This is a genomic window from uncultured Aquabacterium sp. (genome assembly GCF_913773725.1).
Taxonomy (GTDB): Bacteria; Pseudomonadota; Gammaproteobacteria; order Burkholderiales; family Burkholderiaceae_C; genus Aquabacterium.
Map to the genome: position 1 here is coordinate 1 of NZ_CAJYGK010000116.1, position 23,290 is coordinate 23,290.

21 protein-coding genes are annotated in these 23,290 nt (G+C 68.1%); 7 read left to right on the forward strand and 14 right to left on the reverse strand.

All coding sequences use genetic code 11. From position 1 onward, the window contains the following. Together QZ709_RS14710 and QZ709_RS14715 are read right to left on the reverse strand one after the other, a co-directional pair. Positions 1 to 149, reverse strand: a 149-nt coding sequence (locus QZ709_RS14710; protein WP_294638163.1) for a DUF6513 domain-containing protein, incomplete at its 3' end; no start/stop codon positions are given. Beyond that, positions 128 to 712 (reverse strand): flavoprotein, encoded by a 585-nt coding sequence (locus QZ709_RS14715; protein WP_109038769.1) that lies wholly within the window; start codon positions 710 to 712, stop codon positions 128 to 130. The genes QZ709_RS14710 and QZ709_RS14715, both read right to left, overlap by 22 nt. A 127-nt stretch (positions 713 to 839) precedes the next feature. On the opposite strand from QZ709_RS14715, the gene QZ709_RS14720 reads away from it, so the two are divergent. After that, positions 840 to 1,319 (forward strand): dihydroneopterin aldolase, encoded by a 480-nt coding sequence (locus QZ709_RS14720; protein WP_294638146.1) that lies wholly within the window; start codon positions 840 to 842, stop codon positions 1,317 to 1,319. Here QZ709_RS14720 and QZ709_RS14725 read toward each other — a convergent pair whose 3' ends face one another. From QZ709_RS14725 to QZ709_RS14750, 6 genes are read right to left on the reverse strand one after another with little or no spacing between them, the layout of a single operon-like run. Next, complete coding sequence (locus QZ709_RS14725) at positions 1,320 to 2,246, reverse strand: triphosphoribosyl-dephospho-CoA synthase (RefSeq protein WP_294638147.1); 927 nt, start codon at positions 2,244 to 2,246, stop codon at positions 1,320 to 1,322. Then, on the reverse strand, positions 2,243 to 3,202 hold the full coding sequence (locus tag QZ709_RS14730; protein ID WP_294638148.1) for a RimK family alpha-L-glutamate ligase: 960 nt from the start codon (positions 3,200 to 3,202) through the stop codon (positions 2,243 to 2,245). The genes QZ709_RS14725 and QZ709_RS14730 overlap by 4 nt, the downstream gene beginning before the upstream one ends. 5 nt (positions 3,203 to 3,207) lie before the next feature. Continuing rightward, on the reverse strand, positions 3,208 to 4,203 hold the full coding sequence (mch, locus tag QZ709_RS14735) for a methenyltetrahydromethanopterin cyclohydrolase (RefSeq protein ID WP_294638149.1): 996 nt from the start codon (positions 4,201 to 4,203) through the stop codon (positions 3,208 to 3,210). Then, entirely contained in the window at positions 4,178 to 5,341 is a 1,164-nt protein-coding gene (locus QZ709_RS14740) for an ATP-grasp domain-containing protein (protein WP_294638150.1), read from the reverse strand. Before QZ709_RS14740 ends, mch begins: the two co-directional genes overlap by 26 nt. Before the next feature lie 10 nt (positions 5,342 to 5,351). Next, the gene (locus QZ709_RS14745) at positions 5,352 to 6,260 is read right to left on the reverse strand and encodes an NAD(P)-dependent methylenetetrahydromethanopterin dehydrogenase (protein WP_294638151.1); all 909 of its coding nucleotides are present in this window, start codon (positions 6,258 to 6,260) and stop codon (positions 5,352 to 5,354) included. 17 nt (positions 6,261 to 6,277) lie between these two features. Beyond that, positions 6,278 to 7,324: a beta-ribofuranosylaminobenzene 5'-phosphate synthase family protein gene (locus QZ709_RS14750; protein WP_294638152.1), complete on the reverse strand. Its 1,047-nt coding sequence runs from the start codon at positions 7,322 to 7,324 to the stop codon at positions 6,278 to 6,280. Between the two features lie 283 nt (positions 7,325 to 7,607). Here QZ709_RS14750 and QZ709_RS14755 point away from each other — a divergent pair, with 283 nt between their 5' ends. From QZ709_RS14755 to QZ709_RS14775, 5 genes are read left to right on the forward strand one after another with little or no spacing between them, the layout of a single operon-like run. Then, on the forward strand, positions 7,608 to 8,726 hold the full coding sequence (locus QZ709_RS14755; protein WP_109038486.1) for an aminomethyltransferase family protein: 1,119 nt from the start codon (positions 7,608 to 7,610) through the stop codon (positions 8,724 to 8,726). A gap of 32 nt (positions 8,727 to 8,758) precedes the next feature. After that, on the forward strand, positions 8,759 to 9,325 hold the full coding sequence (locus QZ709_RS14760; protein WP_109038487.1) for a dimethylamine monooxygenase subunit DmmA family protein: 567 nt from the start codon (positions 8,759 to 8,761) through the stop codon (positions 9,323 to 9,325). Continuing rightward, positions 9,322 to 10,281, forward strand: a complete 960-nt coding sequence (locus QZ709_RS14765) for a PDR/VanB family oxidoreductase (RefSeq protein WP_294638153.1) — start codon at positions 9,322 to 9,324, stop codon at positions 10,279 to 10,281. Before QZ709_RS14760 ends, QZ709_RS14765 begins: the two co-directional genes overlap by 4 nt. Positions 10,282 to 10,300: 19 nt before the next feature. Then, positions 10,301 to 11,341, forward strand: a complete 1,041-nt coding sequence (locus tag QZ709_RS14770; protein ID WP_109038488.1) for a DUF3445 domain-containing protein — start codon at positions 10,301 to 10,303, stop codon at positions 11,339 to 11,341. Between the two features lie 3 nt (positions 11,342 to 11,344). Next, positions 11,345 to 13,372: a sigma-54-dependent Fis family transcriptional regulator gene (locus tag QZ709_RS14775; protein ID WP_294638154.1), complete on the forward strand. Its 2,028-nt coding sequence runs from the start codon at positions 11,345 to 11,347 to the stop codon at positions 13,370 to 13,372. 171 nt (positions 13,373 to 13,543) lie between these two features. Here the strand turns inward: QZ709_RS14775 and QZ709_RS14780 are convergent, their stop codons facing one another. The 6 genes from QZ709_RS14780 to QZ709_RS14805 form a co-directional block, all read right to left on the reverse strand. After that, complete coding sequence (locus QZ709_RS14780; protein WP_294638155.1) at positions 13,544 to 14,872, reverse strand: ammonium transporter; 1,329 nt, start codon at positions 14,870 to 14,872, stop codon at positions 13,544 to 13,546. 173 nt (positions 14,873 to 15,045) lie between these two features. Continuing rightward, positions 15,046 to 15,804 carry a TorF family putative porin gene (locus tag QZ709_RS14785; RefSeq protein ID WP_294638156.1) on the reverse strand — a complete coding sequence of 253 codons (759 nt, stop codon included), beginning with the start codon at positions 15,802 to 15,804 and terminating at the stop codon, positions 15,046 to 15,048. A gap of 79 nt (positions 15,805 to 15,883) precedes the next feature. Then, positions 15,884 to 16,744, reverse strand: a complete 861-nt coding sequence (gene purU, locus QZ709_RS14790) for a formyltetrahydrofolate deformylase (RefSeq protein WP_294638157.1) — start codon at positions 16,742 to 16,744, stop codon at positions 15,884 to 15,886. A gap of 51 nt (positions 16,745 to 16,795) precedes the next feature. Then, entirely contained in the window at positions 16,796 to 19,153 is a 2,358-nt protein-coding gene (locus QZ709_RS14795; protein WP_294638158.1) for a DUF1989 domain-containing protein, read from the reverse strand. Then, positions 19,146 to 20,513, reverse strand: coding sequence for an NAD(P)/FAD-dependent oxidoreductase (locus QZ709_RS14800; RefSeq protein ID WP_294638159.1), 1,368 nt, complete (start codon positions 20,511 to 20,513; stop codon positions 19,146 to 19,148). Before QZ709_RS14800 ends, QZ709_RS14795 begins: the two co-directional genes overlap by 8 nt. A 152-nt stretch (positions 20,514 to 20,665) precedes the next feature. Next, positions 20,666 to 22,249, reverse strand: a complete 1,584-nt coding sequence (locus tag QZ709_RS14805) for a PAS domain-containing protein (RefSeq protein ID WP_294638160.1) — start codon at positions 22,247 to 22,249, stop codon at positions 20,666 to 20,668. Between QZ709_RS14805 and QZ709_RS14810 the strand changes: the two genes are divergently transcribed. Continuing rightward, on the forward strand, positions 22,248 to 23,290 hold a 1,043-nt coding region (locus tag QZ709_RS14810), incomplete at its 3' end, for a histidine kinase (RefSeq protein ID WP_294638161.1). The two genes, QZ709_RS14805 and QZ709_RS14810, sit on opposite strands and share 2 nt — an antisense overlap.

Sequence of the window (23,290 nt, forward strand, 5' to 3'; positions counted from 1 at the left end):
CGGCGGATCATGTCCGCCGTCATCAGGGCGGCCACCTGCAGGCCGATGTCGCGGATCTCCCAGGTGAAGGGCGTCGGGGCCAGGCCGTGCAGCACGCGTTCCAGCGCAGGGTGCGCCAGGTGCCCCGTCAGAAAGACGATGTGTTCCATGTATCGGACACCTTGTTGCGCCGGGCGGCCAGGGCCGCTTCGAGTTCGGGGATGTTGCACACGACCTGGCAATGGTCCAGCTCCCGCAGGCGCGCAACATGATCGAGTTCGATGCGCCGGGGCCGCAGGGTCACCCAGTCATGCGGTGCGCGGGTGACCACGACGGGCTCGGTGTCACAGGCGAAGACGATGCTCAGGATGCCCAGCTTGCCTGCCTGGGCCAGCATGTTGGTGGGCAGCGTGTCGGAGATCCCGAGCGCGCATTTCGCCACGGTGTTGCTGGTGGCCGGGGCGATGACGACGGTGTGGTAGACGCCGGCATACAGCTGGCCCACCGGGATGGCGCTGGCGCTCTTGTCGCGGAAGACCTTGAAGTCGGCGCGCAGGGCATCGAGCGTGTGGCCGTACTGGGGCAGGACCTCTTCTGCCGCGGCGGACAGAAAGAGGTCCACATCGGGCAGGCTTCTGGCCAGCGCCAGGGACTCGACCAGGCCATGGCCCGAGCCGGTGATGGCCCAGGCGATGCGGCTGCCAGCGAGGGGGGAAGGGCAGGGGGCATTCATGGCGTGGTCAGGGGCATGCAACTTGCAGAACGGGGTGTGTTCTCGCCTGCAGGTGCACAAGCCGTGCCAGCCGGGCAGACCCCCTCAGTTGGATCGGTGGCCAACAGGCGACCACAAGGAGCACCCCATGACCAGCCTCGAGCTGCTGCACGTCGGACAACTGCCCCGGCATGCGAACCCCGTCCCCGGCGAAGCGCTGGACATCATCTTCATCGAGGGCCTCGTGGCCGACACCGTGATCGGCATCCACGATGACGAGCTGGAAGCCACGCAGCCGGTCCGCATCGACCTGCAGGCGGGCCTGCCCCGCTCCCATGCCTGCGCGACGGACCGCATCCACGACACGATCGACTACAGCGTGGTGCGGGGCCGGGTGCTGCGCCTGCTGGCGGAGCACGGCGTGCAGTTGCTCGAGGCCCTGGCCGAGGACGTGGCCCGGATCCTGGTGATGGAGTTCGGCGCGGTGTGGACGCGGGTGGCGGTGGCCAAGCCCCGCAAGTTCGATGATGTGGTGGCGGTGGGCGTCGTCATCGAACGCCGCGCGGGTGACTTCGCGCCGCCCCGGGCTCGCATCAAGAGCCCGGACGTTCGCCCGGTCTCAGCCTGATCAGTCCGGCATGGCCCCGACCAGGGCCATGGCCGCCTCGGCCCAATCGGGCTCGGTCAGGGCCGCCACCAGCAGGGTCGCCACCGTGAGGTCGGCGCTGGTGCCGGGGTTCAGTCCCCGGGCCTTGAGTGCGCTGTCCCAGTCCTGCCATGCGAGCAGGCCGTCGAACCCCACGCCGCTGTGGCCCCTGGCCAGCCAGGGGCGGGCCTCGGTCATGATCTGCTGCGCGGCAGCCTCGCCGTGCTTGCGCGCCACATGCGAATCGGGCCAGTGGCTCAGTGCATGCAGAAAGGTCATCTGCACGCTGTGAACGAGTGCGGCTCGGGCCCCATCCCCCCCTGGCGGGCCGCTCTCCATGCGCTGTCGCCAAGCGGTGCGCAAGGTGTTCAGCAGCGGGTGGAACACATCGTCATGCGCCTGCATGTACTGCATGGCAACGCGGTCCCGCGGGGCGGCGAGCGCCATGGCGTCGCGCAGGGTGACGGTGGGGGGCGCGTGCACATCCTGATCGGGCACCTTGCCCAGGCCACCCGGTGCAGCCAGGGCAATGGCGCGGAAGGCCGCTGCCGCGTCGTCGCGGGTCAGGGCGTGCAGCACGCCTTCGGTGGCCTGCTGCCAGGGCCCGGTCGCCACCGGCTCATCGGGGGCCGCCTCCAGCGCTGCGGCCAGCGGGGCGGTCAGCAACACGATGCCCAGGTTGGTGTTGCAGCCTGCCACGGCGCGCGTGGCCGACACGGCCTGCTCGATGCGGGCGCCGACCGTCGCGCCGGGTTGGAACAAGACCGGCCCGGCCACCCGGGCGCTGTCCAGAAAGTGTCGGGCCGCCATGCCGTGACCGGGGCTCGCCAGGCTGACGTTGCCCGGCTTGCGCACCGCCACGTCCAGACAGCAGGCCAGCCGGAAGGCCACTTCGGCGCGGGCCTTCATGGGCGGTGCCGCGCGATGCGGATGGCCGGACCGTGCTGCGCCATCTTGCGGTCGATCAGGTCGTTGACGATCAGCGGCGCCAGAGGCTGGTCCATCACCTGCTGCAGCCCCTGCCAGGCTGCCACCCCATTGACCTCCAGCACCTGCAGGTCCGTCGGGCCCTGCGGACCGAGGCGCGCGGCCATGAGGTCGACGCCGGCATAGTCCAGCCCCAGGGCGGCCGTGGCACGCTCGGCCAGCTCCGCCAGTTCGGGCGTCAGCGGCTGGCGTTCGGCCCGTGCCCCCTGGGCGATGTTGTGCACCCAGTGCCGGCTGACGCGCCGCATGGCGCCGACCGCCTGTCCGCCGATGACGAGCACGCGCCAGTCGAAGCCGGGCTCGCTGACCGGTGGCAGGTAGCGTTGCAGATAGGCCATGCCGCCATACAGCGGCGTGGCCAGCGGTGGCAGAGCCTGATAGGCGCCGTTGACCCACCCGGCCAGTGCCAGGCCCTTGCCCTGCGAGCCGAACAGCGGCTTGACCACCACGGCCCGGCCGGCAGCGGCTTCCCGCACCACGATGCGCTCGGCCTCGGCGGGCGACTCGGTGGCCCAGGTGGGCGGGGTCGGAATGCCTGCGGCATGCAAGCGGACGCTGGTGGCGGACTTGTCGACGCTGTGCTCGATGGCGCGGGGGCTGTTGTAGACCGGCACACCCAGGTCGTTCAAGGCGTGCAACACGCCGAGTCGCTTGGTGACCTGCTCGAAGGTGCCACCGGCCACGGCACGCACGATGACGGCCTGGGGCAGGGCATGGTCGAAGCCGGGCAACTGCAGTCCATGCCAGGAGGCGGTGGTGTCGATGCGGCAGGCCGACAGGTCCACGCAGTGACCCACCATGCCGCGGGCCTGCAGCGCGTCCTGCAGGCGTCGGCAATGCCAGCCCACCGTGTCGGTCATGATGGCGACGCGGTTCATCACGCTCACTCCTTGAGCCACTGCTGTCTCAGCAGGCCCATGTCGCAATGGCCTGCATGGAAGGTGTGGCCACTCTGCTGGTTGCTGACCCAGACTTCCGCTGGGGCGAACAGGGCCGGGTCGATCTTGTAGAAGTCGAAGCCGGCCGCCTCGAACACGTCGGCGAAGGAGCGCCCGTATGCCGGCGAGTTGGATGAGGGCAGGGCCATGGCGAGTTGACGGGCTTCGTCGTCGTCGCAGCGCACCGTAAGGTGAACCTGCCCACCGTACAGGATGGCGTCGTTGGTGCGCCCCATGGCCTGAAGGCCGTCGGGGCTGGGGACAGGCAGCGGGGCCAGGGCGCGGCCATGCACGATGTTCTCCAGCGGGAAGTGCAGTTCGTGGGCCTTGTGCAAGGCCACTTCCAGGGCCCGCGCCACCACCTGGGTGGTTCCGGCCGGGCTGGTGGTGGGGGTGACGATCAGCGTCAGCCCATCGGCCGGCAGGTGGCAGTCGGCCAGAATCTTGTCGATCACCACCGTGGGCGGAACCCGGTCCACCTCCAGCACGAGCACGCCCCGGTCGGCGCGGTCCTGGTAGCGCAGTTCGTCGAACAGCGCCTCTTTGGCAGCCAGAGCCCGGGCGGGACCCGACCCCAGGGCGAAGAAGCGCTTGCCCCCGGTTTCTTCCTTCGAAGCCGACAGGCTCCAGCCCGCGTACTGGCTGCCCAGGCACGCCAGCACGGGATGGGCGCTGTCGATCTCGACCCAGGTGGGCCAGCCGGCCTGAGGCAAATGCCGGAGCTGGATCTGGCCCAGGTTCGCCATGCAGATCCGGGCCACCAGCAGCCCCGCGTCGAGGCTGCCCGGCACGGCGAGCCCCGCGTCCACCAGGCGGGTGCCGCGGTCATTGACGTGGACCGACAGGCCCAGGGTGTCGGCCTCGTCCAGCAACTGGTCGACCAGCGGCTCGGCGAGGCGGTTGAGGCTGAGGTGTTCAGGCGCGAGGGGCAGGGCTGACATGGAAGGGTCCTGTGGAGGGCAGTGTGGCCAGATGTCTCTGGAGCGTGTCGCGGCGGGCGGACAGCCGGGCGCGCACCTCGGCCGGGTGGCTTCCCTGCGCACTCAGCGTGCACAGCGGCATGTGGGCCGTCAGGCGGGTGCCGGGCTCCGGGATGTCGTGCACCCAGGGCCGCTGCAGCAGGGCGTCGTGCACCGCCGAGGTGATCTGAAGCGGGCGCGAGGTGAACAGCGTGGTGAGGCCCGAAGGGGTGGGCGGCGTTTGCAGCGCGGGCAGCGGCTGAGCCAGGCTGGCCGCGACATGGGCGCTCATCAGCGGGCCTGCCTCGGCGTAGAGGGGCCAGGTGGCCGTGGGGCGGGCGTTGACTTCGAGCAGGCGGATCGATTCGCCATCAAGGACAAAGTCCAGGCTGCACAGGCCTCTGAGGCCGAAGTGGTGGGTGAGGGCCTGGATGGCGTGGCGCAGCGCGTGATCCACCGACGTGGGCAGGCTGACCGGACCGATGGCGCCCTGGTACAGCCAGGGGCAGGGTGCCTCGCCCAGTTGTCCCGGTCGGCTGTCCTGAAGGTTGTGGCCCAGGCACACGGTGCCCGCGGCATGCGCCAGAAACAGGGTGGACATGGCCTGACCCGGGTGCCAGCGCTGCCAGTACCGGCCCGGTGCCGGTGTGTCTTGCTCTGAAGCAGGTCGAACATGGCTGCCCCCGCATGCGTGCAGGCTCTTACACAGCCAGCCGCGGGGCTGCGCGGGCGGCTGCAGCCGGCTGTCCGGGCAAGGCAGGGCCAGGTCCTGCAGCGCGGTGAACCAGCACAGCGGGTCACGCAGGCGCTGCAGCGCGGCAGGCGGCGTGCCGATCAGGGGCAGCGGTGTGTCCGCCAGCCAGCGAGACAGTCCTTCGAAGCCGCTGCCCGCCACCCAACCGATGACGTCCGCATCGGCGGCGAACTGCGCCAGGGCTCGGCGGGTGCGCTCCGGTGACACGCCCATGCCGTCGGGCTGGCCGATCGCATGCCACGCAGCGGCGCATCGGCGGGTGTCGGTGTCGCCAAAGGCATCGAGGGCAACCACGTCCCAGCCGTCCTGGCTGGCCGCTTCGGCCATGATGCGGGCGCTCAGCCCGGCGACGATCAGCGTGGCCACCGTGCGGTCTTCAGGCTGCCACCAGCCCGAGGTGCTGGCAGGCCACCCGGTGTGCGTCTTCGAAGCTCAGACACTGCGGCGTGCTGGCCTCGCGCATCCGGCGGAGCAACTGCTGCTGCACCTGGTACTTCACGTTGCCGATGGCCAGTGCGCCGATGCCCACCGCCTGCCCGCCGCCCAGGGCCACCCCGTCGTCCAGCGGGCCGAGGCCTTCGATGCCGGAGGGGGGCACGGCGTTGAGGTCCGCCGCAATCAGAACGCTGGGGGCCTGCTGCAGTTGCGTGAGCGACAGCACCCGCACGCCCGCAGCGGCCGTGGCCAGAACCACGTCGCACCGCTGCAGAGCCGAGAGCACGTCCTCCGGATGCTGGCCCGAGCAGGCCTGCAGCGACACATTGAAGCGCGAGCCGGTGGCCCGCGCGGCCTGGCCAGCATGGGCCTGCCCCGTGTGGCTCGACAGGGTGACCGTCGCGCCTTCGCGTGCGGCCAGCACCGCGGCGATCCGACCGACCGCGCCTGTGCCGCCCAGAACCAGCACCCGCAGCCCGGCGAGCGAGCGCTCATGCCGACGACGCAGGTGGTGCTGCACGCTGGCCACCATGGCCGCCGCCGTGGTGTAGGCCCCGCTGGGGTCGGCGCACACCGAAACCACGAACGGCGGCACCATGGCCTTCTGCGCGGCCTCCAGCATGTCGGCGGCCAGGAGCACATCCCGTCCCCCAATGAAAAGACCGGTGCGGCTGACGCCCTTGGGCCCCCGCGAGAAGATGGCGTCGTGGGTCAGGCCGACGACCATCGGCAGCTCGACGCCGGTGTAGGGCATCAGCACCTGGTAGCCGGCGTCGACCGCCATGTTGACGTCGAACGGGCTGACGCGGGCCTCGGGCGTGAAGAGGTGGAGGATGAAGGGCTTTTCCATGGTCGGCGCCAGGTGGTTCAGTCAGAGTGAGGAAGCCAGTGCACATCGGCGCCGCGGTTGCGGGCCGACACCCACTGGAGTGCGATTGCGTCGGAGATGAGACCTTGCTGCGCGGCCCACGCCACGGCTTCCTGGCCGCGGGCCAGCGAGGGGAAGATGGCAAAGCCGGTGGGTCCCCACGAGCTCTGGCCGATGGCCGCGCCGTGCTGGCGTTCCAGTGCGTCCAGCAGGGGGGCGACGTGCGGGCTGGCCCAGACGCGGCCCTCCTGTGCCGGGGCGAAATGCCCGCCCAGCAGGCGCTGGATGGCGCTGACCCCCTGCGCAAAGGCGGCAAAGTCGGACTCGCTCACCGCGGGCAGCACCTGCATGAGCGCACGGTGGCAGATGGCCGCGGCATGTTCACGCGGCAAAGGGGGCAGGCTGGCGATGGCCTGTCGCTCGGCCTCGCCGGACAGTCCCCGCGAGGCGGGCTCCTTGATCAGCAGCACGGGCCAGTCCTCGGGGAACGCAAGGCGGCACAGCAGCGGCGCCGCGTGGCGTCCCGGGCCGCCATCCAGCAGCAGCCCGCCCTGTTCGAACGAGGCAATCCCGATGCCGGACCGCAGACCGCGGCCCGTGGCGCGCGCCAGTTCCGCGGCACTGCGCGCGTGTCCTTCCAGGCAGGCCACCGCATGGGCAATGGCCAGGGCCATCTGCGTGCCGGAGCCGAAGCCCTGGTGCTCGGGCAGCAGATGCTGCAGCCGAAGCGCCACGGGTCGGCTGTCCGGCAGGGCCTGGCGTGTGCGCAGGAGGAAGCTCAGGGCGCGAGCGCCTTCCGCCTCGGGCACGCCCGGGGCCAGCGACACGCTGTCGCGGTCGGCATGGCGTGCCTCGATCACGGTGGCCAGCCCGTTGATGGTCAGCCCCAGGCTGCCGAAGCGCCGTCCCAGCGACGCACCCGGGTCGAGAAAGCCCAGATGGAGACGGGCCGGTGCCTGCACCTGCACGACCTGCGCTGACGCCACAGGCCGATCGGGCAGGGCGGCGAGCGAGGGGAGGGCAGGCAGGGCGGTGAGCGCGTTCACGTCGTGAGCCGGTCGGTGGAGAGATGACGCTCACATAGCAAAGCCCGGGCCGCGCGGTGTGCCCGCAGGGGATTCAGCCGTTCGGGGATGCGCCCCGGGCCCGCCGCCGCGCCCCGGGGCGACACAGTGTCGCGACCCCAGGACACAGTGTGTGGCGCGGCCCCGGGGCACTGTGCCGGACAGGCCACTACCACCAAAGCGGTACCCCCTCCCGACAATTTCCTCCGGCAAGGCGGATCTCCACAATGAATCCATCTGATCTGGATACCAACGAGGACACGCAATGCAACGGAACTCCGTGCTCAATGAGCGCCATCGTCAACTCGGCTCGAAGCTGGACGGCGACACCTGGAACAACATGCCGATCCCATGGAGCTACAACCGCGACGCCCATGAGGAAGTGATCGCCACCCGCACGCGCGCTGCGCTGTACGACGTGTCCGCCCTGAACATCGTTCAGGTCAGCGGCCCGGATGCCGAAGCGGTGCTGGACCAGATGCTGGCCATCGACATCACCCGCCTGAAGCCGGGCACGGCGCGTCTGTCGGCCGAGGTCAATGAAAGCGGCGCGCTGGTCGACGACATCATGGTGATGCGCGATGCAGCCGATCGCTTCCGCGTGTCGCATGGCAGCGGCGCCACACCGCAGACCCTGGCTCGCCTGGCCGAAGGCAAGCAGGTGGAGATCGTGTCCGACCAGGATGTTCACATCCTGTCGCTGCAAGGCCCGCTGTCGCGTGACGTGCTGGCCCCCCATGTGGCCGGCGACCTGGCCGGGCTGCCCTACTTCAACCACTTCCCCACGACCATCTTCGGCAAGCAGGTGATCATCGGCCGCGGCGGCTATTCGGGCGAGCTGGGCTACGAGGTGTACTGCAGCCGCGCCGACGCCGTCTTCCTGTGGGACAGCATCCTGGAAGCAGGCAAGCCCTTTGGCGTGATCCCGGCGTCGTGGAACGCCCTGGAGCTGACCCGCGTGGAAGGCGGCCTGCTGTTCTTCCCGTTCGAGATGCCGGAAGGCGACACCACGCCGTGGGAAGTCAACATGGACTGGGCCGTCGACCTCGACAAGAAGGCCGACTTCATCGGCAAGCAGGCCCTGGCTCACCTCAAGGGCCGCGAGCGTGTGAAGCAGGCCGGTCTGCATGTGGACCACCACGCCGCTGTGGAAGCGGGCGCGCCCATCTTCGACGGGTCGCAGCAGGTCGGTGTCGTGACCACCGCCAGCTACAGCCGCCTGCTGATGCAGTCGCTGGCCATGGTGCACCTCAAGCCCACCCACCTGAAGCTGGGCACCAGCCTGACCGTGCGCAGCCAGTCGGGCGACTTCAAGGCCACCGTGGTCCGCACGCCGTTCTACGACCCCCGTCGCCTGCGCACCCATCCCGAAAAGCTGGCCTGATCTCCAACCTTCTGCCCTTACCGGGTCACAGCATGTACAGCACCCCCGTCTACAAGCCCTTGCAGTGGGACCCATCCGGTCTCCGGCACATCCTGCTGGTCGAAGCCGCGCACGCGGGCCAGATCTCCCGGCTGCTGGACGATCTGCCTTCGGCCCTGTCGGTGATCGTCGTCGGACGTTCGCCGGAAGGCGCAGAGCTCGACCTTCGGGTCAGCGTGCCCTGCGCCGTGGCCTCGGACCTGGAGGCGGGCCTGGACGTGCTGTCGGCCGAGCTGGAGCGCGCCAGCATGGGCTGTCGCCTGTACCTGCTGGGCAACGAACACCTGGTCTGGGAGGCCTCGCGCCGTGCCGCCAAGGCCGGACTGGGCGAGGCCGAGATCCAGCGTGAGCGTGCGGGGGCGCCGGCCCGGCCCATGTTCTGCGTGCACTGCCGCACCACCACGCCGGATGTCACGGCGACCGTTGCCCCTTGCAGCGGATGCGGCCGCACGCTGTTCGTGCGTGATCACTTCTCCCGTCAGCTGGGCGCCTACATGGCCTTCCAGATCGATGCCGAGGAACCCGGGCTCATCCCCGAAGCGGAGCCATTTCAGTCATGAACGAGTCGTCCTTTCACGTGGTCATCGATGCCGTCCGGGATGTGGCATCGGGCATTCGCGAGTTCACCTTCCGCCGTGCGGACGGGCAGCCCTTCCCGCTGTACTCGGCTGGCAGCCATGTGGTCGTCAGCGTGCCGGCAGGCGAGCGTCCGCGCCGCAATCCCTACTCCCTGCTGGGCGACCCCAACGAGCGCATGAGCTGGCGCATCGCCGTGCGCCGGCAGGAGCCCTCGCGGGGTGGGTCGGCCTGGCTGCATGAACAGGCTCGCGTGGGGGATCGCCTCGACATCACCGCGCCGATGAACCTGTTCCCGCTGATCAGCACGGCCCGCAGCCACCTGCTCGTGGCCGGTGGCATCGGGGTCACACCGATCCTGTCCCAGGCCCGCGAGCTGGCCCGACGCGGGGCCGATTTCGAGGTGCATTACGCCTGGCGCTCGCCGGCGCACGCGGCTTACGTCGCCGAGCTGGAGGCCCTGGCACCGGGCAAGGTGCACCACTACGATGAAAGCCAGGGCGTGCGCATCGATTTCAAGACGCTGTTTGCCGGCCGCCGCCTGGGCACGCATTTCTACATCTGTGGCCCGACCCCCATGGTGAGCGCCGCGATGGAGGGCGGGGCCGCCATGGGTTGGCCCGCCACCAACCTCCACAGCGAACGCTTCGCATCGGCCGAGCCGGGCGAGCCCTTCGATGTGCTGCTGGCCCGCAGCGGCCAGCGCATCACCGTGCCGGCCGACCTGTCCCTGCTCGAGGCGCTCGAGCAATGCGGTGCACCGGTCAACGCCTTGTGCCGCGGCGGCGCCTGCGGGCAGTGCGAGACCCCGGTGCTGTCGGCCGATGGCGAGTTGCTGCACCACGACGTCTACCTGAGCGATGCCGACAAGCAGGCCGGCAAGCTCGTCATGCCCTGTGTGTCGCGCTTCAAGGGCGCTTGCCTGACCCTGGACCTCTGAACTCAACCAAGGCCTCATCATGACCCTCGCCTTCGCCCAGGAATCGTTTCGGGACGACTACACGTTCAAGAACTCACCGGAGGCCATCCGGCGCTTCCCGCTGCCCTTCCCGCAGGACAGCTACATGTACTCGGTCAACATGGAGCCCCATGTGCCGGGCCCGGTGGGATCGGTGTACGAGCACGCGTTCGACATCGACGAGCACTATGTGGCCGAATGCCGGGACCGGGCGATCACCCTGGCGCGGGATCCGGGCCGCTGTGCCAGCCTGCCGCACATGATCGAGGCTGAGTGGGACACGCTGGAGCTGCTGATGACCTCGCTGGCGGCCGACTACCCGGAGCACTTCGCCCTGCTGCGCGACGGCAACCGCTGGGTGTGGACCAACCGGCCGCTCGGGCTGCGCCAGGACTTCATCTTCGGTGATGCCAGCACGCTGCCCCAGGGGCCGCTGGAGTACATCACCCGCCAGGTTCAGGGCGACTTCGTGGTGCTGGACCAGCGCGAAGGCACCCTCTTCGCCGATGCCGCGATGGTGACGTCCCAGGCCGACTGGTCGCTGACCTTCGACGTCGGCATGAGCTTCCACCAATGGCATGCGCCCGTACCGCTGGCGCACGACATGGGCGTGTTCGACCGCGCGCTGAAGTACCTGATGATGCTGCAACAGGGGCGTCCGGTACGGCGTCTGAACTGGACGATGACGGTCAACCCGCGGCTGGACACCTCGCCCGAGACCTATCCGGAATGGGGGACCGACCGGGCCTCCGTCACACCGGACAACGTCGGCAAGAAGGTGCACCTGCGCGTGGAGCTGCAGACCATGTTCCGCCTGCCCCGCAGCAACGGCATGCTTTTCAGCATCCGCTGCTACCTGGCCAGCCTGGAAGAGCTGTGCACCCAGCCGCGCTGGGGTGCCCGCCTGCACCGGGTGCTGGGCTCGCTGCCTGCACCCCTGGCCGAGTACAAGGGGCTCACCCGCTACCTGCCCACGGCGGTGACGTGGCTCTCGCAGTTCGATGACGGACGGGATCTGGGTCCTGGCACCCAGCCGGAGTGAGCCATGAGCGCCGTCCTCTCGCCCCGGGCTGACACGGTGATGGCCCGAGGCGCGCAGGCCTTGAGCATGAGCGATGTGGCGAGCCAGTCCTGGGCGCGCTGCATCGAAGCACACGGCCTGCGCCCGGACGGACGGCCGCGCCCGCTGTGCTATGACGGGGCCTTGCTGGCCGAGCGTCAGGCGCGACTGTCCGACCTCGTCGCCTGCGCACGCCATGAGATGACCACGCTGTTCCAGCAGCTGGCCGACCCGTTTTCCACCGTGGTGCTGACCGACACCGACGGAATGATCGTGCACATGGTGGCCTCGCCCGAGTTCGGGCGGGACCTCGACGACATGGGCTTTCGCGTGGGGGCCGTCTGGAGCGAGGCGCAGGCTGGTACCAACGGCATGGGCACCTGCCTGGCGGCCAACCGGGCCGTGACCATCCACCGCGAAGAGCACTTCTTTCCCCCTTTCCGATCGCTGACCTGCGCCGCTGTGCCCCTGGTCAATGCAGAGGGCCGACCCGCCGGCGTGCTGGATGTGACGAGCCGTTCGCTCATGCCCCAGCAGCATGTGCTGGTCCTGCTGGACATGACGGCCCGCATGATCGAGAACCGCCTGCTGGACCGGTCCTTTCCGCACGCCTGCCCGGTTCACTTCCATACCCGGCCGGAGTTCATCCACACCCTGCATGAAGGCCGGCTGGCCGTGGCGCCGGACGGCCAGATCCTGGCGGTCAACCGCAGCGCGCTCTTCCAGCTCGGGCGAACGGCCGCCATGGACCTGATCGGCATGCGGCTGGACGAGGTGTTCGAGACGTCGCTGGACGACCTCATCGAGCGCAGCGCCCAGGCGTCCTTCCATCCGGTCGTCACCTTCAAGGTCAGCGGCTCGAACCGGTACTTCGCCCTGGCCCGGCGGCCGGCGGGTGTGGAGCCGTCGTCGGCGACATCCCGGCGAGCCCTGGCTCCACGCGACGAGTCCTCCTCTGCGTCGGCGCCGCACCCGCACGCCACCGTGGGGCAGAAGCTGGGCGATCCCCGGCTGATGGGCCATTGGCAGACCGCCTGCAAGGTGATCAAGAAAGGCATTCCCGTGCTGCTGCACGGCGAAACCGGATCCGGCAAGGAGGTGTTTGCCCGGTTGGTGCACGAGCACAGCCCGCATGCGTCCGGCGAGTTCGTGGCCGTGAACTGCGCCAGCATCCCCGAAAGCCTCATCGAGGCCGAGCTGTTCGGCTACCGCGCCGGGGCCTTCACGGGTGCGCAGCGCAGTGGCCGGCGTGGCAAGGTGCTGCAGGCCGACAAGGGCACCTTGTTCCTGGATGAGATTGGCGACATGCCTTTGGACCTGCAGGCACGCCTGCTTCGGGTGCTGGATGAGCGGCGGGTCACGCCACTGGGATCGGAAGAGGCTCAGGACGTGAGCTTTCAGCTTCTGAGTGCCAGTCACCGGGATCTTGCCGAGCTGGTGGCCCAAGGCCGCTTCCGGGAAGACCTCTACTATCGCCTCAACGGCATCGAGCTGAGCCTGCCCGCACTGCGCGAGCGCAGCGACCGGCGCGCCCTGTTCCTGGGCATCCTGGCCGAAGAGGCCGGGGCCGAGGTGCGCCTGAGCGCCGAAGCGGACGCCCTGCTGATGGGCTACGCCTGGCCCGGCAACGTGCGGCAGTTGCGGCACGTGCTTCGCACGGCGGTCGCCCTGATGGACGGCGTGATGGTGTTGCCCGAGCACCTGCCGTTCCTGCAGCGCCAGATGCCGGCCACATGCCAGCCTGGTGGCCTGGTGTGGGCCGCTCCCGCAGAGGCCATGCCGGCTGGCGGGGTGACGCAGGAAGACGCAGCAGGTACCATGGACGTGGATGCCGATGCCGACGAGGACATCATGGCGACACTCAATCCCGTTCAGCTGGGCGAGCGGGAGGCGCTGCTCAAGCTCATCGAGCAGCACCGCTGGAACGTCAGCCGCGTGGCCAAGGTGCTGGGAATCAGCCGCAACACGCTGTACCGCAAGCTGCACCGCCTCGGCATCCCGGTCGCTTCCTGAGCAGCGTTCTCATTTTTCCGATCTGAACCGGGCCTCGCAACCGATGTTGCGGGGCCTTCGTCTTTGGCGCGTTCCCCTTCGGCCCGCTCCGGCGATGCGCTGGCAAAGAAAAAAGGCCGATGCCGCGGTATGCGACATCGGCCTGGTTGAACGAGATTGGCCGGTGCTGGCTCAGTTGCTCAGCTTGTAGCCCACCTCGCCGTGCGAGGAGACGTCCAGGCCGTCCACTTCCTGCTCTTCGTCGATGCGCAGGCCACCGCACACCACCTTGGCCACCATGAAGGCGACCAGGCTGGTGACGGCCGAGTACAGGATGCTGAAGCCCAGCGCACCCGTTTGATAGGCCAGTTGCGTGCCCAGGTCGCGCCCTTCGGCGAAGCCCACACCACCCAGGGCCGGCAAGGCAAAGATCGGGGTCAGCAGGCCGCCCACGATGCCACCGACGCCGTGCACGCCGAAGACGTCCAGCGAGTCATCGAGCTTCATCAGCGGCTTGAGCACGTCGACCGCCCACACGCAGATCGGAGAGACGACGATGCCGAGCACGATGGCGCCCATCGGGCCGACGAAGCCGCAGGCCGGGGTGATCGCCACCATGCCCGCGATCGAACCGGACAGCAGGCCGAGCAGGCTCGGCTTGCCACGGTGGATCCATTCGACAACCATCCAGGAAAGGGCGCCAGCGCACGAAGCCAGGAAGGTGTTCACCACAACGAGCATGGCAAAGCCGTTGGCGGCCAGGGCGCAACCGCCGCAGAAGCCCAGCCAGCCCACCCACAGCAGCGACGCGCCGGTCATGGTCATCGTCATGTTGTGCGGTGCCATGCTGGTGCTGCCCCAGCCGAGGCGAGGACCGACCATCCAGGCCGCGACCAGCGAGGCGATGCCCACGTTCACGTGAACCACGTTGCCGCCTGCAAAGTCCTGCGGGATCAGGCCGGCAACCCAGCCGCCGCCCCACGCCATGTGCGCCATGGGAACGTAGTTGATGGTGAGCCACACCACCATGAACACCATCACCGCGGAGAACTTCACGCGTTCTGCGAAGGCGCCGCAGATGATGGCTGGCGTGATCGCGGCAAACAGTGTGAGGAACAGGAAGTACAGCAGCTCAGGGACGGTGCCTTGCAGCGAATCGGCGGTGATGCCGTTCATGAAGAACTTGCTGGTGCCGCCGATGAAAGCCTGCAGGCTGCCGCCGTCCACGAAGGTCAGGCTGTAGCCGTAGATGGCGTACAGGAGGGCCATCAGGCTGGAGACGGCGAAGACCTGCATCAGCATCGACAGCACGTTCTTCACACGCGTGAGGCCTGCATAGAACAGGGCCAGACCGGGCAGGGTCATCAACAGCACCACCAGGCTGCAGACGAACAGGAAGGCGGTGTCGCCGGTGTTGAGGGTGGGGGCCGGCTCGGCTGCCGCCTGGGCCAGGACACCTGCGCTGCAGGTGGCAAGCAGGCCGGCCGCAAGACTGCGCCGGACAAGAGAGGGTGTGGACATCGAATGCTCCATGTTGGGCAACTTGAGGGAGGGTGAGGTCCGGCCGACGCACGGTGCAGACCCCGCAGGCTGGGCAGATGGCCTCCACCGATGAAATGGGTGGAGGCTCCGGCTTGGTCTGTCGCAAGAAGCGCGCCGGCAAGAGGGCGAGCGCGCCACCGGATTCGGGTGCGTCAGAAGGTGCGCTTGATCGACGCCACCCACTTCGCTGCGGCCACGTTCACACCGGACGGGTAGGTGTAGAGCATCGCGTCACCGGTGGTGTCGATCCAGGCCAGCGAGGCGACCCAGCCGGCACCGAGGTCGCGCGAGACGCCCACCTTGTAGTCCGAGAAGTTGAACTCGGTGTTGCCACGAACCGACTGCCGACCGGCATGCAGGTTGGCGGTCCAGCCCGGCAGGAACTCATAGTTGATGTTGGCCTCGATGTAGTCCGAGCCCTTGGAGCCGGCGCGGTAGCCCGATTCCTCGTTGAAGCCGAAGTAGTCGCCCAGGGTGCGCGAGTACTTCAGGTTCACCATCTTCCAGGTGATGCCGCCATAGACTTCCAGCGTGCCGAGGCTGACATTGTTCGCCAGCTTGCCGCGCGGGAAAGTGAACTGCAGCAGGCCGACGTCGTAGGTGAAGTCGCCCACCGCAGCGCTGTAGCCACCGTAGTAGTCGACTTCGGAGACAGCACCACCGAGGGGCTCACCGCTGACGCTGCTCGACCAGATGCCGAGGTACAGCCCGCTTTGGTGCGCGAAGTCGATGCCGCCTTGCACGGCAGCACGCCCTTGCGAATAGGTCATGCCGCGGAACACATACTCGCTGACCAGGCCCATGTTGGTGGTCAGCGTGTAGGCCGGTGTGTCGGCAACGGCCATCAGCGGCAGGGCAAGGGCGCATGCGGCGGCAACGCGCGTGAGACGAGGGGTAAGGGACAAGGCCATGAACATCTCCTAACTCAAGCCAGAAACGGGGAGGGGACTCAGAGGGGGGCAGCGGCCCGGCTGTGTGTTCAGTGCCGGATCAGCGGAACACGATGGTCTTGTTCTTGTGAACGATCACGCGGTCTTCCAGATGGAAGCGCAGGCCCCGTGCGAGCACGGCCTTTTCGATGTCCTTGCCATAGCGGACCAGATCGCTGATCAGGTCGCTGTGGTCGATGCGGATGACGTCCTGCTCGATGATGGGACCCTGGTCCAGATCGGCCGTGACGTAGTGGCAGGTTGCGCCGATGAGCTTCACGCCGCGGTCGTGCGCCTGGTGGTACGGCTTGGCACCCACAAAGCTCGGCAGGAAGGAGTGGTGGATGTTGATGATGCGGCCGGCATAGCGCTCGCACATCTCGGGCGACAGCACCTGCATGTAGCGCGCGAGCACCATGAGGTCGGCCTGCGCGGTGTCGAAGATGTCCATCACCTGGCGGTAGGCCTGCGGCTTGTTCTCCGGCGTGACGGGCACGTGATGGAAGGGGATGCCGTGCCACTCGACGAGACCGCGGAAGGTCTCGTGGTTCGAGATCACGCACGGGATGTCGACCGGCAACTCGCCGGCATGCCAGCGGCCGAGCAGGTCATAGATGCAGTGCTCCTGCTTGGAGACCATCACCACCATGCGCTTCTTCACGGCGGAGTCCGAGATGGACCACGTCATGCCGAAGGACTTGGCCAGCGGCTCGAAGGCAGTTCGCAACTGCGCCACGCTGCAGTTGAGCGAATCGGCCAGGATCACCTGGCGCATGAAGAAGACGTTGTCTTCCTGCTCGGCGTGGTGATTGGCTTCGATGATCCAGCCTCCGCGCGCCGTGACGAACTGGCTCACGGCGGCGACGATGCCCAGGCGATCCGGGCAGGATAGGGTGAGGGTATAGGTACGGGGATCAGACATGGTTCGGTTGGCCGGATGCACCGGTCTGCAAGGGGAGGGATAGGGCGGGCTTCAGGACTTCACGCGCAGCTTGTCCGGGTCGTAATGCGGGAAGCGCACGACCTGGGCAGGCAGGCGCTTCTGCTGTCCATCGAGCTTGCCGACTTCCAGCGCGGTGCCGAGCTCGGCGTAGTGCGCATCGACCCGCGCCAGCGCGATCGAGCGCTGCAGAATCGGGGAGTACATGCCGCTGGTGACGACACCGACCTGAGCGCGACCGACGTAGACGCCATCACCGTGGGCGGCCACTTCGTTGGCCCCGAGAGCCAGGCCCACCAGCACACCACGGGGCGCGGCCTTGCGGCGCACCAGGGCGTCGCGACCGACGAAATCGCAGGCCTTGGTCTTGAGCGGCACGGTGAAGCCGATGCCGGCTTCGAAGGGATCGGTCTGGTCGCAGAACTCGTAGCCCGCGAACACCAGGCCGGCTTCGATGCGCAGCATGTCCAGCGCGTCCAGGCCCAGGGGCTTCAGTCCCAGCGGTTGGCCCGCTTGCCAGATTGCGTCGAACACGCGCTGCGCGTGCCGCGGGTGGCAGAAGACCTCGAAGCCGAGCTCGCCGGTGTAGCCGGTTCGGGAGACCACAACCGGCTCACCCTCGAAACCGCCGATGCGGGCCGGCGCAAAGCGGAACCATTGCAGTTGCTCGATCGTGGGTTGGGCCGGTGCGGTCCACAGGATCTGGCTGAGCAGCTCGCGCGACTTGGGGCCCTGAACGGCCAGGTTGCACAGCTGGTCCGTGGACGAGCGAACCCAGGCCCGGTAGCCCATTTTCTGAGCCTGTTCCCGCAGCCAGATGCCGGTTACGTCTTCGCCGCAGACCAGGCGGAAGCTGTCGGGTCCCATGCGGAACACCGTGCCGTCGTCCATCATCCCGCCGTGGGGATGGCAGATGGCGGTGTAGACGATCTGGCCGACGGACAGCTTGCCGATGTCCCGCGTCATGCACCACTGCAGCAGGGGCTCGGCGTCAGGGCCGGTGATCTCGAACTTGCGCAGCGCGCTCAGGTCCATGACGGCCACGCCTTCGCGGCACGCCCAGTACTCGGCGACCGGCCCCTCGTTGAGGAAGCGCGTGGGCAGCCACTGGCCCCGGTAGTCCGTGTAGTGCGTCGTGAGGGCCGACGTGGCGGGATGGAAGGGGGTTTCTCGGGTCATGCGAGGCTCGGCATCGGGTGTCATGCGGTGCGCCATGGCGCGAGGGAACTGCAACGCGGCGTCGTAGGTCCGGATGTGGATGTCGGTCGGCTCCCAGCCGTTGGCGGGATCGATGTCATCCGGGCAGGACGAGCTCACGCACAGCAGGTCGGTGAGCGCGCGCATCAGCACGTAGTCGCCAGGGCGCGACCAGGGCTCGTCCAGGTGCAGCTGCTCGTGCTCGTCCAGCGCCGTGTTGTAGAAGAAGTTCATCGCCTCCCACGCAGGGCGCGGGGCGACACCGTATGGGGCCAGGGCCAGGTTGAAGTTCTCGCTGCAGTTGACATGGCCGGGGTAGCCCATGTCGTCGTAGTAGCGGGGCCCGCAGGCCGTGGCAAAGGCATCGTGGCGGCCCACGGTGTCCTGCACGAATTCGATCAACGGTGTGCAGTCGCGGTCGAAGGCCTTGGAGGGCAGGCCTGGCGTGGGGTAGCTGCGCCCCAGCAAGGTGCGGGTCACGGTGGCATCCAGGCCCCGGTCCAGCCCACGTTGCACCTTGTCGAGTGCAAAGGCCTGGAAGTCGGAACACTGCCGGCCTTCCACGTCGATGACCTGGATGTACTGCCCCGCCTTGACCACATAGGCCTGGGCTGTGCCCGCGGCAATGCGGATGTCCTGCAGCGGGGCTGCGAGGGGCTCGGGCAGCGGGGTGGGCCCGGCGTCTGCAGCGGCGCGTGTGATGTGAACGTCGATCGGCGTGGCCGTGTCGGTCAGGTCCACCGCCATGTCCGGAGCCGGCGCGCCAACCAGAAGCAGTCCGTCGTGCTGAACGGTGAACTCGATCTGTTCACCCGCCGGCGAGGTTGGCGAAAAGCAGGCGTGGCCTTCGATGGATGCGAGCGCCACGCCGCGGCGTGTCAGTGCATCCCGCACGCGGCGCACATCGGCATGCGCGGCATCGGCGAGCATGTCGAGCACACAGCGCGGCGTCTCGGGCGGGAGCCCGAGGCCGGCAGGAGCGAACCGCCCCTGTGTGTCGACCAGGGTCACCTCGCCTCGCTGCCCGCCTTCGCGGTTGGTCAGCACCACGGTGTCGCCGGCCTGAACCGGCGCCATCGTGACGCCCTGACCCGCCACCACGAGGCGCCGGCTGCCAGGAGCGTCAGCCGGCAGGCCGGGTTGCCGCAGGATGCTGGCCCGCGGCGGGGCCAGAGGGATGGCCGCGTCAGCCATGGGTGCCCGTGCTGGCTTCGCCGTTGGCCAGGTAGGCCTCCAGCGAGTCATCGAGCGCATCCTTCCACGGTGTATGGTGCATCGGCGACTGCTTGCCCGTCTTCAGCGAGCGGTACGAGTGGTCGCGGAAGGTCATGATGCTTTCCTTCTTGTGCTGTTCCCACACCAGGAAGGTCTGGATCACGCCTTCGATGTCGAAGCTCGGGTAGTCCGTCGCGTTGATCAGCTGCTGCACGTAGTCGGCCTGGAACCGGATCATCGATTCGTCGGTCGTCAGGGCCTCTTCACGCTTGCGCCAGGCCTGGCTGTCGGCCGTCATCTCGGCGGTGGTGGCCGGCAGAGACAGGCGGCCCATGATCAGGTCGCGCACATACCAGGCCTGTGCGTCGAACATGTTGAAGGTGAAGAACTGGTCCTGCATGCCCAGGTAGAACAACTTGGGGTTCTTCTCCCAGACCACGCCCTTGTACAGGCCCAGCGGCCACAGGCGGTTGTCGGTCTTCAGGCGCAGATCGTCCGGCAGGAAGGGCAGGTAGTGGAGGTAGCCCGTGCACAGGATGATGGCGTCGACTTCCTTGGACGTGCCGTCCTTGAAGTAGGCCGTCTTGTTCTCGACGTGGGTCAGCAGCGGCTTCTGTTCCCAGTTGTCCGGGAAGTTGAAGGGCATGGGCTTGCTGCGGTACGAGGTGGTGATGGTCTTGGCGCCGTACTTCCAGCACTGCGAACCGATGTCTTCCGCCGAGTAGCTTCGGCCGATCAGCAGCACGTTCTTGTCCTTGAACTCCAGCGCGTCGCGGAAGTCATGGGCATGCAGCACGCGGCCGTTGAAGGTGTCGAGGCCGGGGAAGAAGGGCACGTTGGGGGTCGAGAAGTGACCGGATGCCACCACCACGTAGTCGAACAGCTCCGACGTCATGGTGTCGGTCTTCAGGTCATGCGCGGTGACCGTGAATTTCTCGGTCTTCGCGTCGAAGGTCACCATGCGGACGGGCGTCTCGAAGCGCACCCAGGGGCGGACGTTGGCTTTCTCGACGCGGCCCTTGATGTAGTCCCACAGCACGGCCCGCGGAGGGTAGGAGCCGATGCCCTTGCCGAAGTGCTCGTCGAAGGTGTAGTCGGCGAATTCCAGGCATTCCTTCGGGCCGTTGGACCACAGGTAGCGGTACATGCTGCAGTGAACGGGCTCGCCGTTCTCGTCCAGCCCGGTGCGCCAGGTGTAGTTCCACAGGCCGCCCCACTCCGAGGCCTTCTCGAAACAGACGATCTCGGGGATCTCTGCGCCCTTGCTCGCGGCCGACTGAAAGGCGCGCATCTGGGCCATGCCGGACGGGCCGGCACCAATCACTGCAACTCGTGTCATCTCTCTTCCTTTCCACATGATTCCAGTTGGATCAGAGGCCGCACAGGGGGCGTTGTGCCGGCCTTCAAACTGAGGTCATGGTCGCAAGGAGAGGGGTCGTGTCGCAATTCCCTCGTGGTGCTACGCCAAAGGTGGTAAGCGCTTTCTGAGGCTCATTCCTCGGCAAATTCGCAGTGTCCGCTGCCCAGTTCCGCAGCCGCTTTGGCGGCCTCCTGCAGGGCGGTCATCAGCTCATCCAGGTCGTTGTAGCGTGAGGCGGTCAGGGTGATGCCGATGACCACGTCGAGGCGCACGCTCTGGCCGTCCAGACGCAGGGGCTCCTGCAGGGCATCAAGCAGGCTTCTGGCCATGCGAGAGACCAGCGGGAGCATCTCGCGCGGGTCCGCGACGGCGCGCGGTTGGCCAAGGTGGCGGAAGTCGCTGGTGAGCACGGCGAACTGGTGGTTGCCGAGGTAGGCGCAGATCGCCCCCGCACCGGCTGCCGGTGCCAGCCGCCGCGCCTGGATGGTGAGGGCCTGCTCGAAGCGCTCGAGGCCGATGCGCTCGATCTCGGCGGTGGCGTGGGGCAACTCGACCAGCAGCACCGCGGCCAGCGGGCCGCCGAGGCGGGTGAGCTGCTGGCTCTGCGCGAGCAGCGCCTCGAAGATGGCCTTGCTGGTCAGACCCGTGCGGGCTTCGAACCACATTTTGCGCTTGGCCCGCTCCTCGGCACCCTTGCGCTCGGAGACGTCGGTGATGAAGCCCTCCACGGCCAGCAGCTCACCGTGTGAGGAGTACACCCCGCGCCCCTGTTCCCACACCCAGCGTACCCGTCCCGTGGCGTCGATGATCCGGTAGGACACCTGGTAGGCCGCGCGCTTCTCGACGTGCACCTGGACTTGCGTCCAGACAAAGGAGCGGTCTTCGGGATGGATCAGGCTGGCATAGGCCAGCCGCCGGTTCTCGATCAGGTCATCGGGTTCGTAGCCGGTCAGATCGAGGCAGCCCTCGCTGATGAACTCCATCGTGTAGGACGGGTCGTATCGGCATCGGTACACCATGCCGGGCACGTTGGACAGCAGCGTGTTGACGTAGTGCCGGGTGGAGCGCAGCTGTTCGTCCAGCCGCTTGCGGCGCGTGATCTCCTCGAGGGTCACGGCGAGCTTGCTTGCGCTGCCCGACACCAGCGTGCAGGGGCGAGCGCGGAACATCACCCACACCGGCCGGCGGCGTGCGTCCAGCAGGCGCACCTCCTGGCTGAACTCGGCCACTTCACCTTGCGCCACGCGGCGGCAGTCCCAGCTGACGCTGGCAGCGTCCTCGGGATGCAGAAAGGACCACAGGGTCTGGCCCAGGGTCTCGGCCCGTGAGCGGCTGGTGAGCGCCTCCCAGCTCTGGTTGGCGTACTCGATCACGCCGACACCATCGGCGATCAGTAGGCCCAGACGGAGTTGATCGAGCACCGCCCCTGACCACGACTCGCCGGGTTGCAGGCAACTGAGGCAGCTTGCCACGTGCTGGCCCGCACCTTGCTTGGGAGGTGTGGGGGTGCTGTTCTGGGGCTGGGCGGCGGGTTCGATCGGGGTGGACGACGCCGAGCGGGTCGCTGCCAGGCCGACGAACACCAGGCCAGCCAACCCGGCCACCGCCCCGAAGACCACGCCCTGCCATGCGATCAGCCAACCCATCGTGACGAATGCCAGCCCCCCTGCCAGCCCGATATAGAGCGCCATGATGTTGCGAGCGTTCACTGACATGCTGTCTTTCCTGGATCAGCCGCCCCGGCGCACGGCCGCCGCAAGCCTGGCTTGCGGGCTCTGCGTGCTGGTCCTGTGGGTGCTGGGTGTGGCCATGTGGTGGGATCACGTCCGCCTGTGGCAGACACTGGAGGGTGTGTGCAAGATTCAGGCCGCGGCGCCGCTCGGATGCCCCGCGGCTGGTGCGTTGGCGGCGCCTTCTGTGGTGTCTCTGGTGCTGCTCAGTGCGGCTGCGATGCTGGCTGGCGCGGGGGTGTGGGGGCTGCGCCGGCGGGGCGAGGCAGAGGCGCCTGTCACGGTGCCCCGGCCTGCCACCGAGGCCGTGGCACCGGGCGCACCCAGGGACACGCTGAAGGCCAAGACGCTGTCGCTGATGCAGGAGTCCGGGCGGCTGTTCTGTCGGTCCGAACTGAACGAGTCCACCCTGTCCACCGCCATGCACTGGCTGCAGGAGGCGGTGGGAGCGCGCACGGTGGCCTTGCGCCTGGGGTCCGACCTACAGCGCCTGCTCGGTTGGCGGGCGGTGGTGGCCACCCATGGGGTGCCGGAATGTGTCGGTGCCTGGACGGACAACGCCATGCTGAGCGAGGGACTGGCTCGGGTGGTGAGCGGGCCCCCAGGGGAAGCGGCCGCCATCCTCGTTTCGGTCCAAGGGGAGCGAGGCGCCGTGGGTGTGCTGGCCATCGAGTTCCAGCCTGGGGCTGTGATCGGGTCGGGCCACCTTCAGGCTGCCGACAGCTTTGCCAATCTGTGCGCCATGGCGATTGCAGCCGTCTGGCGCAGCCACGAAGGGCGCCGCATCGCGCTGATGGAGGAGCGCGGTGCCATCGCGGCCGAGTTGCATGACTCGCTGGCACAGGCGCTGGCCTTCATGAAGATCCAGGTGGCACAACTGCAGCGTGCCATCCAGTCGGCCGGCACCTCGCCCGACGTGAAGGGGGCGGCCGATGACCTGCGCAAGGGCCTGTCGAACGCTTACCAGACCGTGCGTGAGCTGATTGCGGCGTTCCGGGTGCGCATGGGGCCTGGCGGTCTGAAGGA

What these genes read in the sequence shown, in the direction of transcription:
- QZ709_RS14715 (WP_109038769.1), bottom strand. Translation starts at nt 712, where the DNA reads ATGAATGCCCCCTGCCCTTCCCCCCTCGCTGGCAGCCGCATCGCCTGG.
- QZ709_RS14720 (WP_294638146.1), top strand. Translation starts at nt 840, where the DNA reads ATGACCAGCCTCGAGCTGCTGCACGTCGGACAACTGCCCCGGCATGCG.
- QZ709_RS14725 (WP_294638147.1), bottom strand. Translation starts at nt 2,246, where the DNA reads ATGAAGGCCCGCGCCGAAGTGGCCTTCCGGCTGGCCTGCTGTCTGGAC.
- QZ709_RS14730 (WP_294638148.1), bottom strand. Translation starts at nt 3,202, where the DNA reads ATGAACCGCGTCGCCATCATGACCGACACGGTGGGCTGGCATTGCCGA.
- mch (WP_294638149.1), bottom strand. Translation starts at nt 4,203, where the DNA reads ATGTCAGCCCTGCCCCTCGCGCCTGAACACCTCAGCCTCAACCGCCTC.
- QZ709_RS14745 (WP_294638151.1), bottom strand. Translation starts at nt 6,260, where the DNA reads ATGGAAAAGCCCTTCATCCTCCACCTCTTCACGCCCGAGGCCCGCGTC.
- QZ709_RS14755 (WP_109038486.1), top strand. Translation starts at nt 7,608, where the DNA reads ATGCAACGGAACTCCGTGCTCAATGAGCGCCATCGTCAACTCGGCTCG.
- QZ709_RS14760 (WP_109038487.1), top strand. Translation starts at nt 8,759, where the DNA reads ATGTACAGCACCCCCGTCTACAAGCCCTTGCAGTGGGACCCATCCGGT.
- QZ709_RS14765 (WP_294638153.1), top strand. Translation starts at nt 9,322, where the DNA reads ATGAACGAGTCGTCCTTTCACGTGGTCATCGATGCCGTCCGGGATGTG.
- QZ709_RS14770 (WP_109038488.1), top strand. Translation starts at nt 10,301, where the DNA reads ATGACCCTCGCCTTCGCCCAGGAATCGTTTCGGGACGACTACACGTTC.
- QZ709_RS14775 (WP_294638154.1), top strand. Translation starts at nt 11,345, where the DNA reads ATGAGCGCCGTCCTCTCGCCCCGGGCTGACACGGTGATGGCCCGAGGC.
- QZ709_RS14780 (WP_294638155.1), bottom strand. Translation starts at nt 14,872, where the DNA reads ATGTCCACACCCTCTCTTGTCCGGCGCAGTCTTGCGGCCGGCCTGCTT.
- QZ709_RS14785 (WP_294638156.1), bottom strand. Translation starts at nt 15,804, where the DNA reads ATGGCCTTGTCCCTTACCCCTCGTCTCACGCGCGTTGCCGCCGCATGC.
- purU (WP_294638157.1), bottom strand. Translation starts at nt 16,744, where the DNA reads ATGTCTGATCCCCGTACCTATACCCTCACCCTATCCTGCCCGGATCGC.
- QZ709_RS14795 (WP_294638158.1), bottom strand. Translation starts at nt 19,153, where the DNA reads ATGGCTGACGCGGCCATCCCTCTGGCCCCGCCGCGGGCCAGCATCCTG.
- QZ709_RS14800 (WP_294638159.1), bottom strand. Translation starts at nt 20,513, where the DNA reads ATGACACGAGTTGCAGTGATTGGTGCCGGCCCGTCCGGCATGGCCCAG.
- QZ709_RS14805 (WP_294638160.1), bottom strand. Translation starts at nt 22,249, where the DNA reads ATGTCAGTGAACGCTCGCAACATCATGGCGCTCTATATCGGGCTGGCA.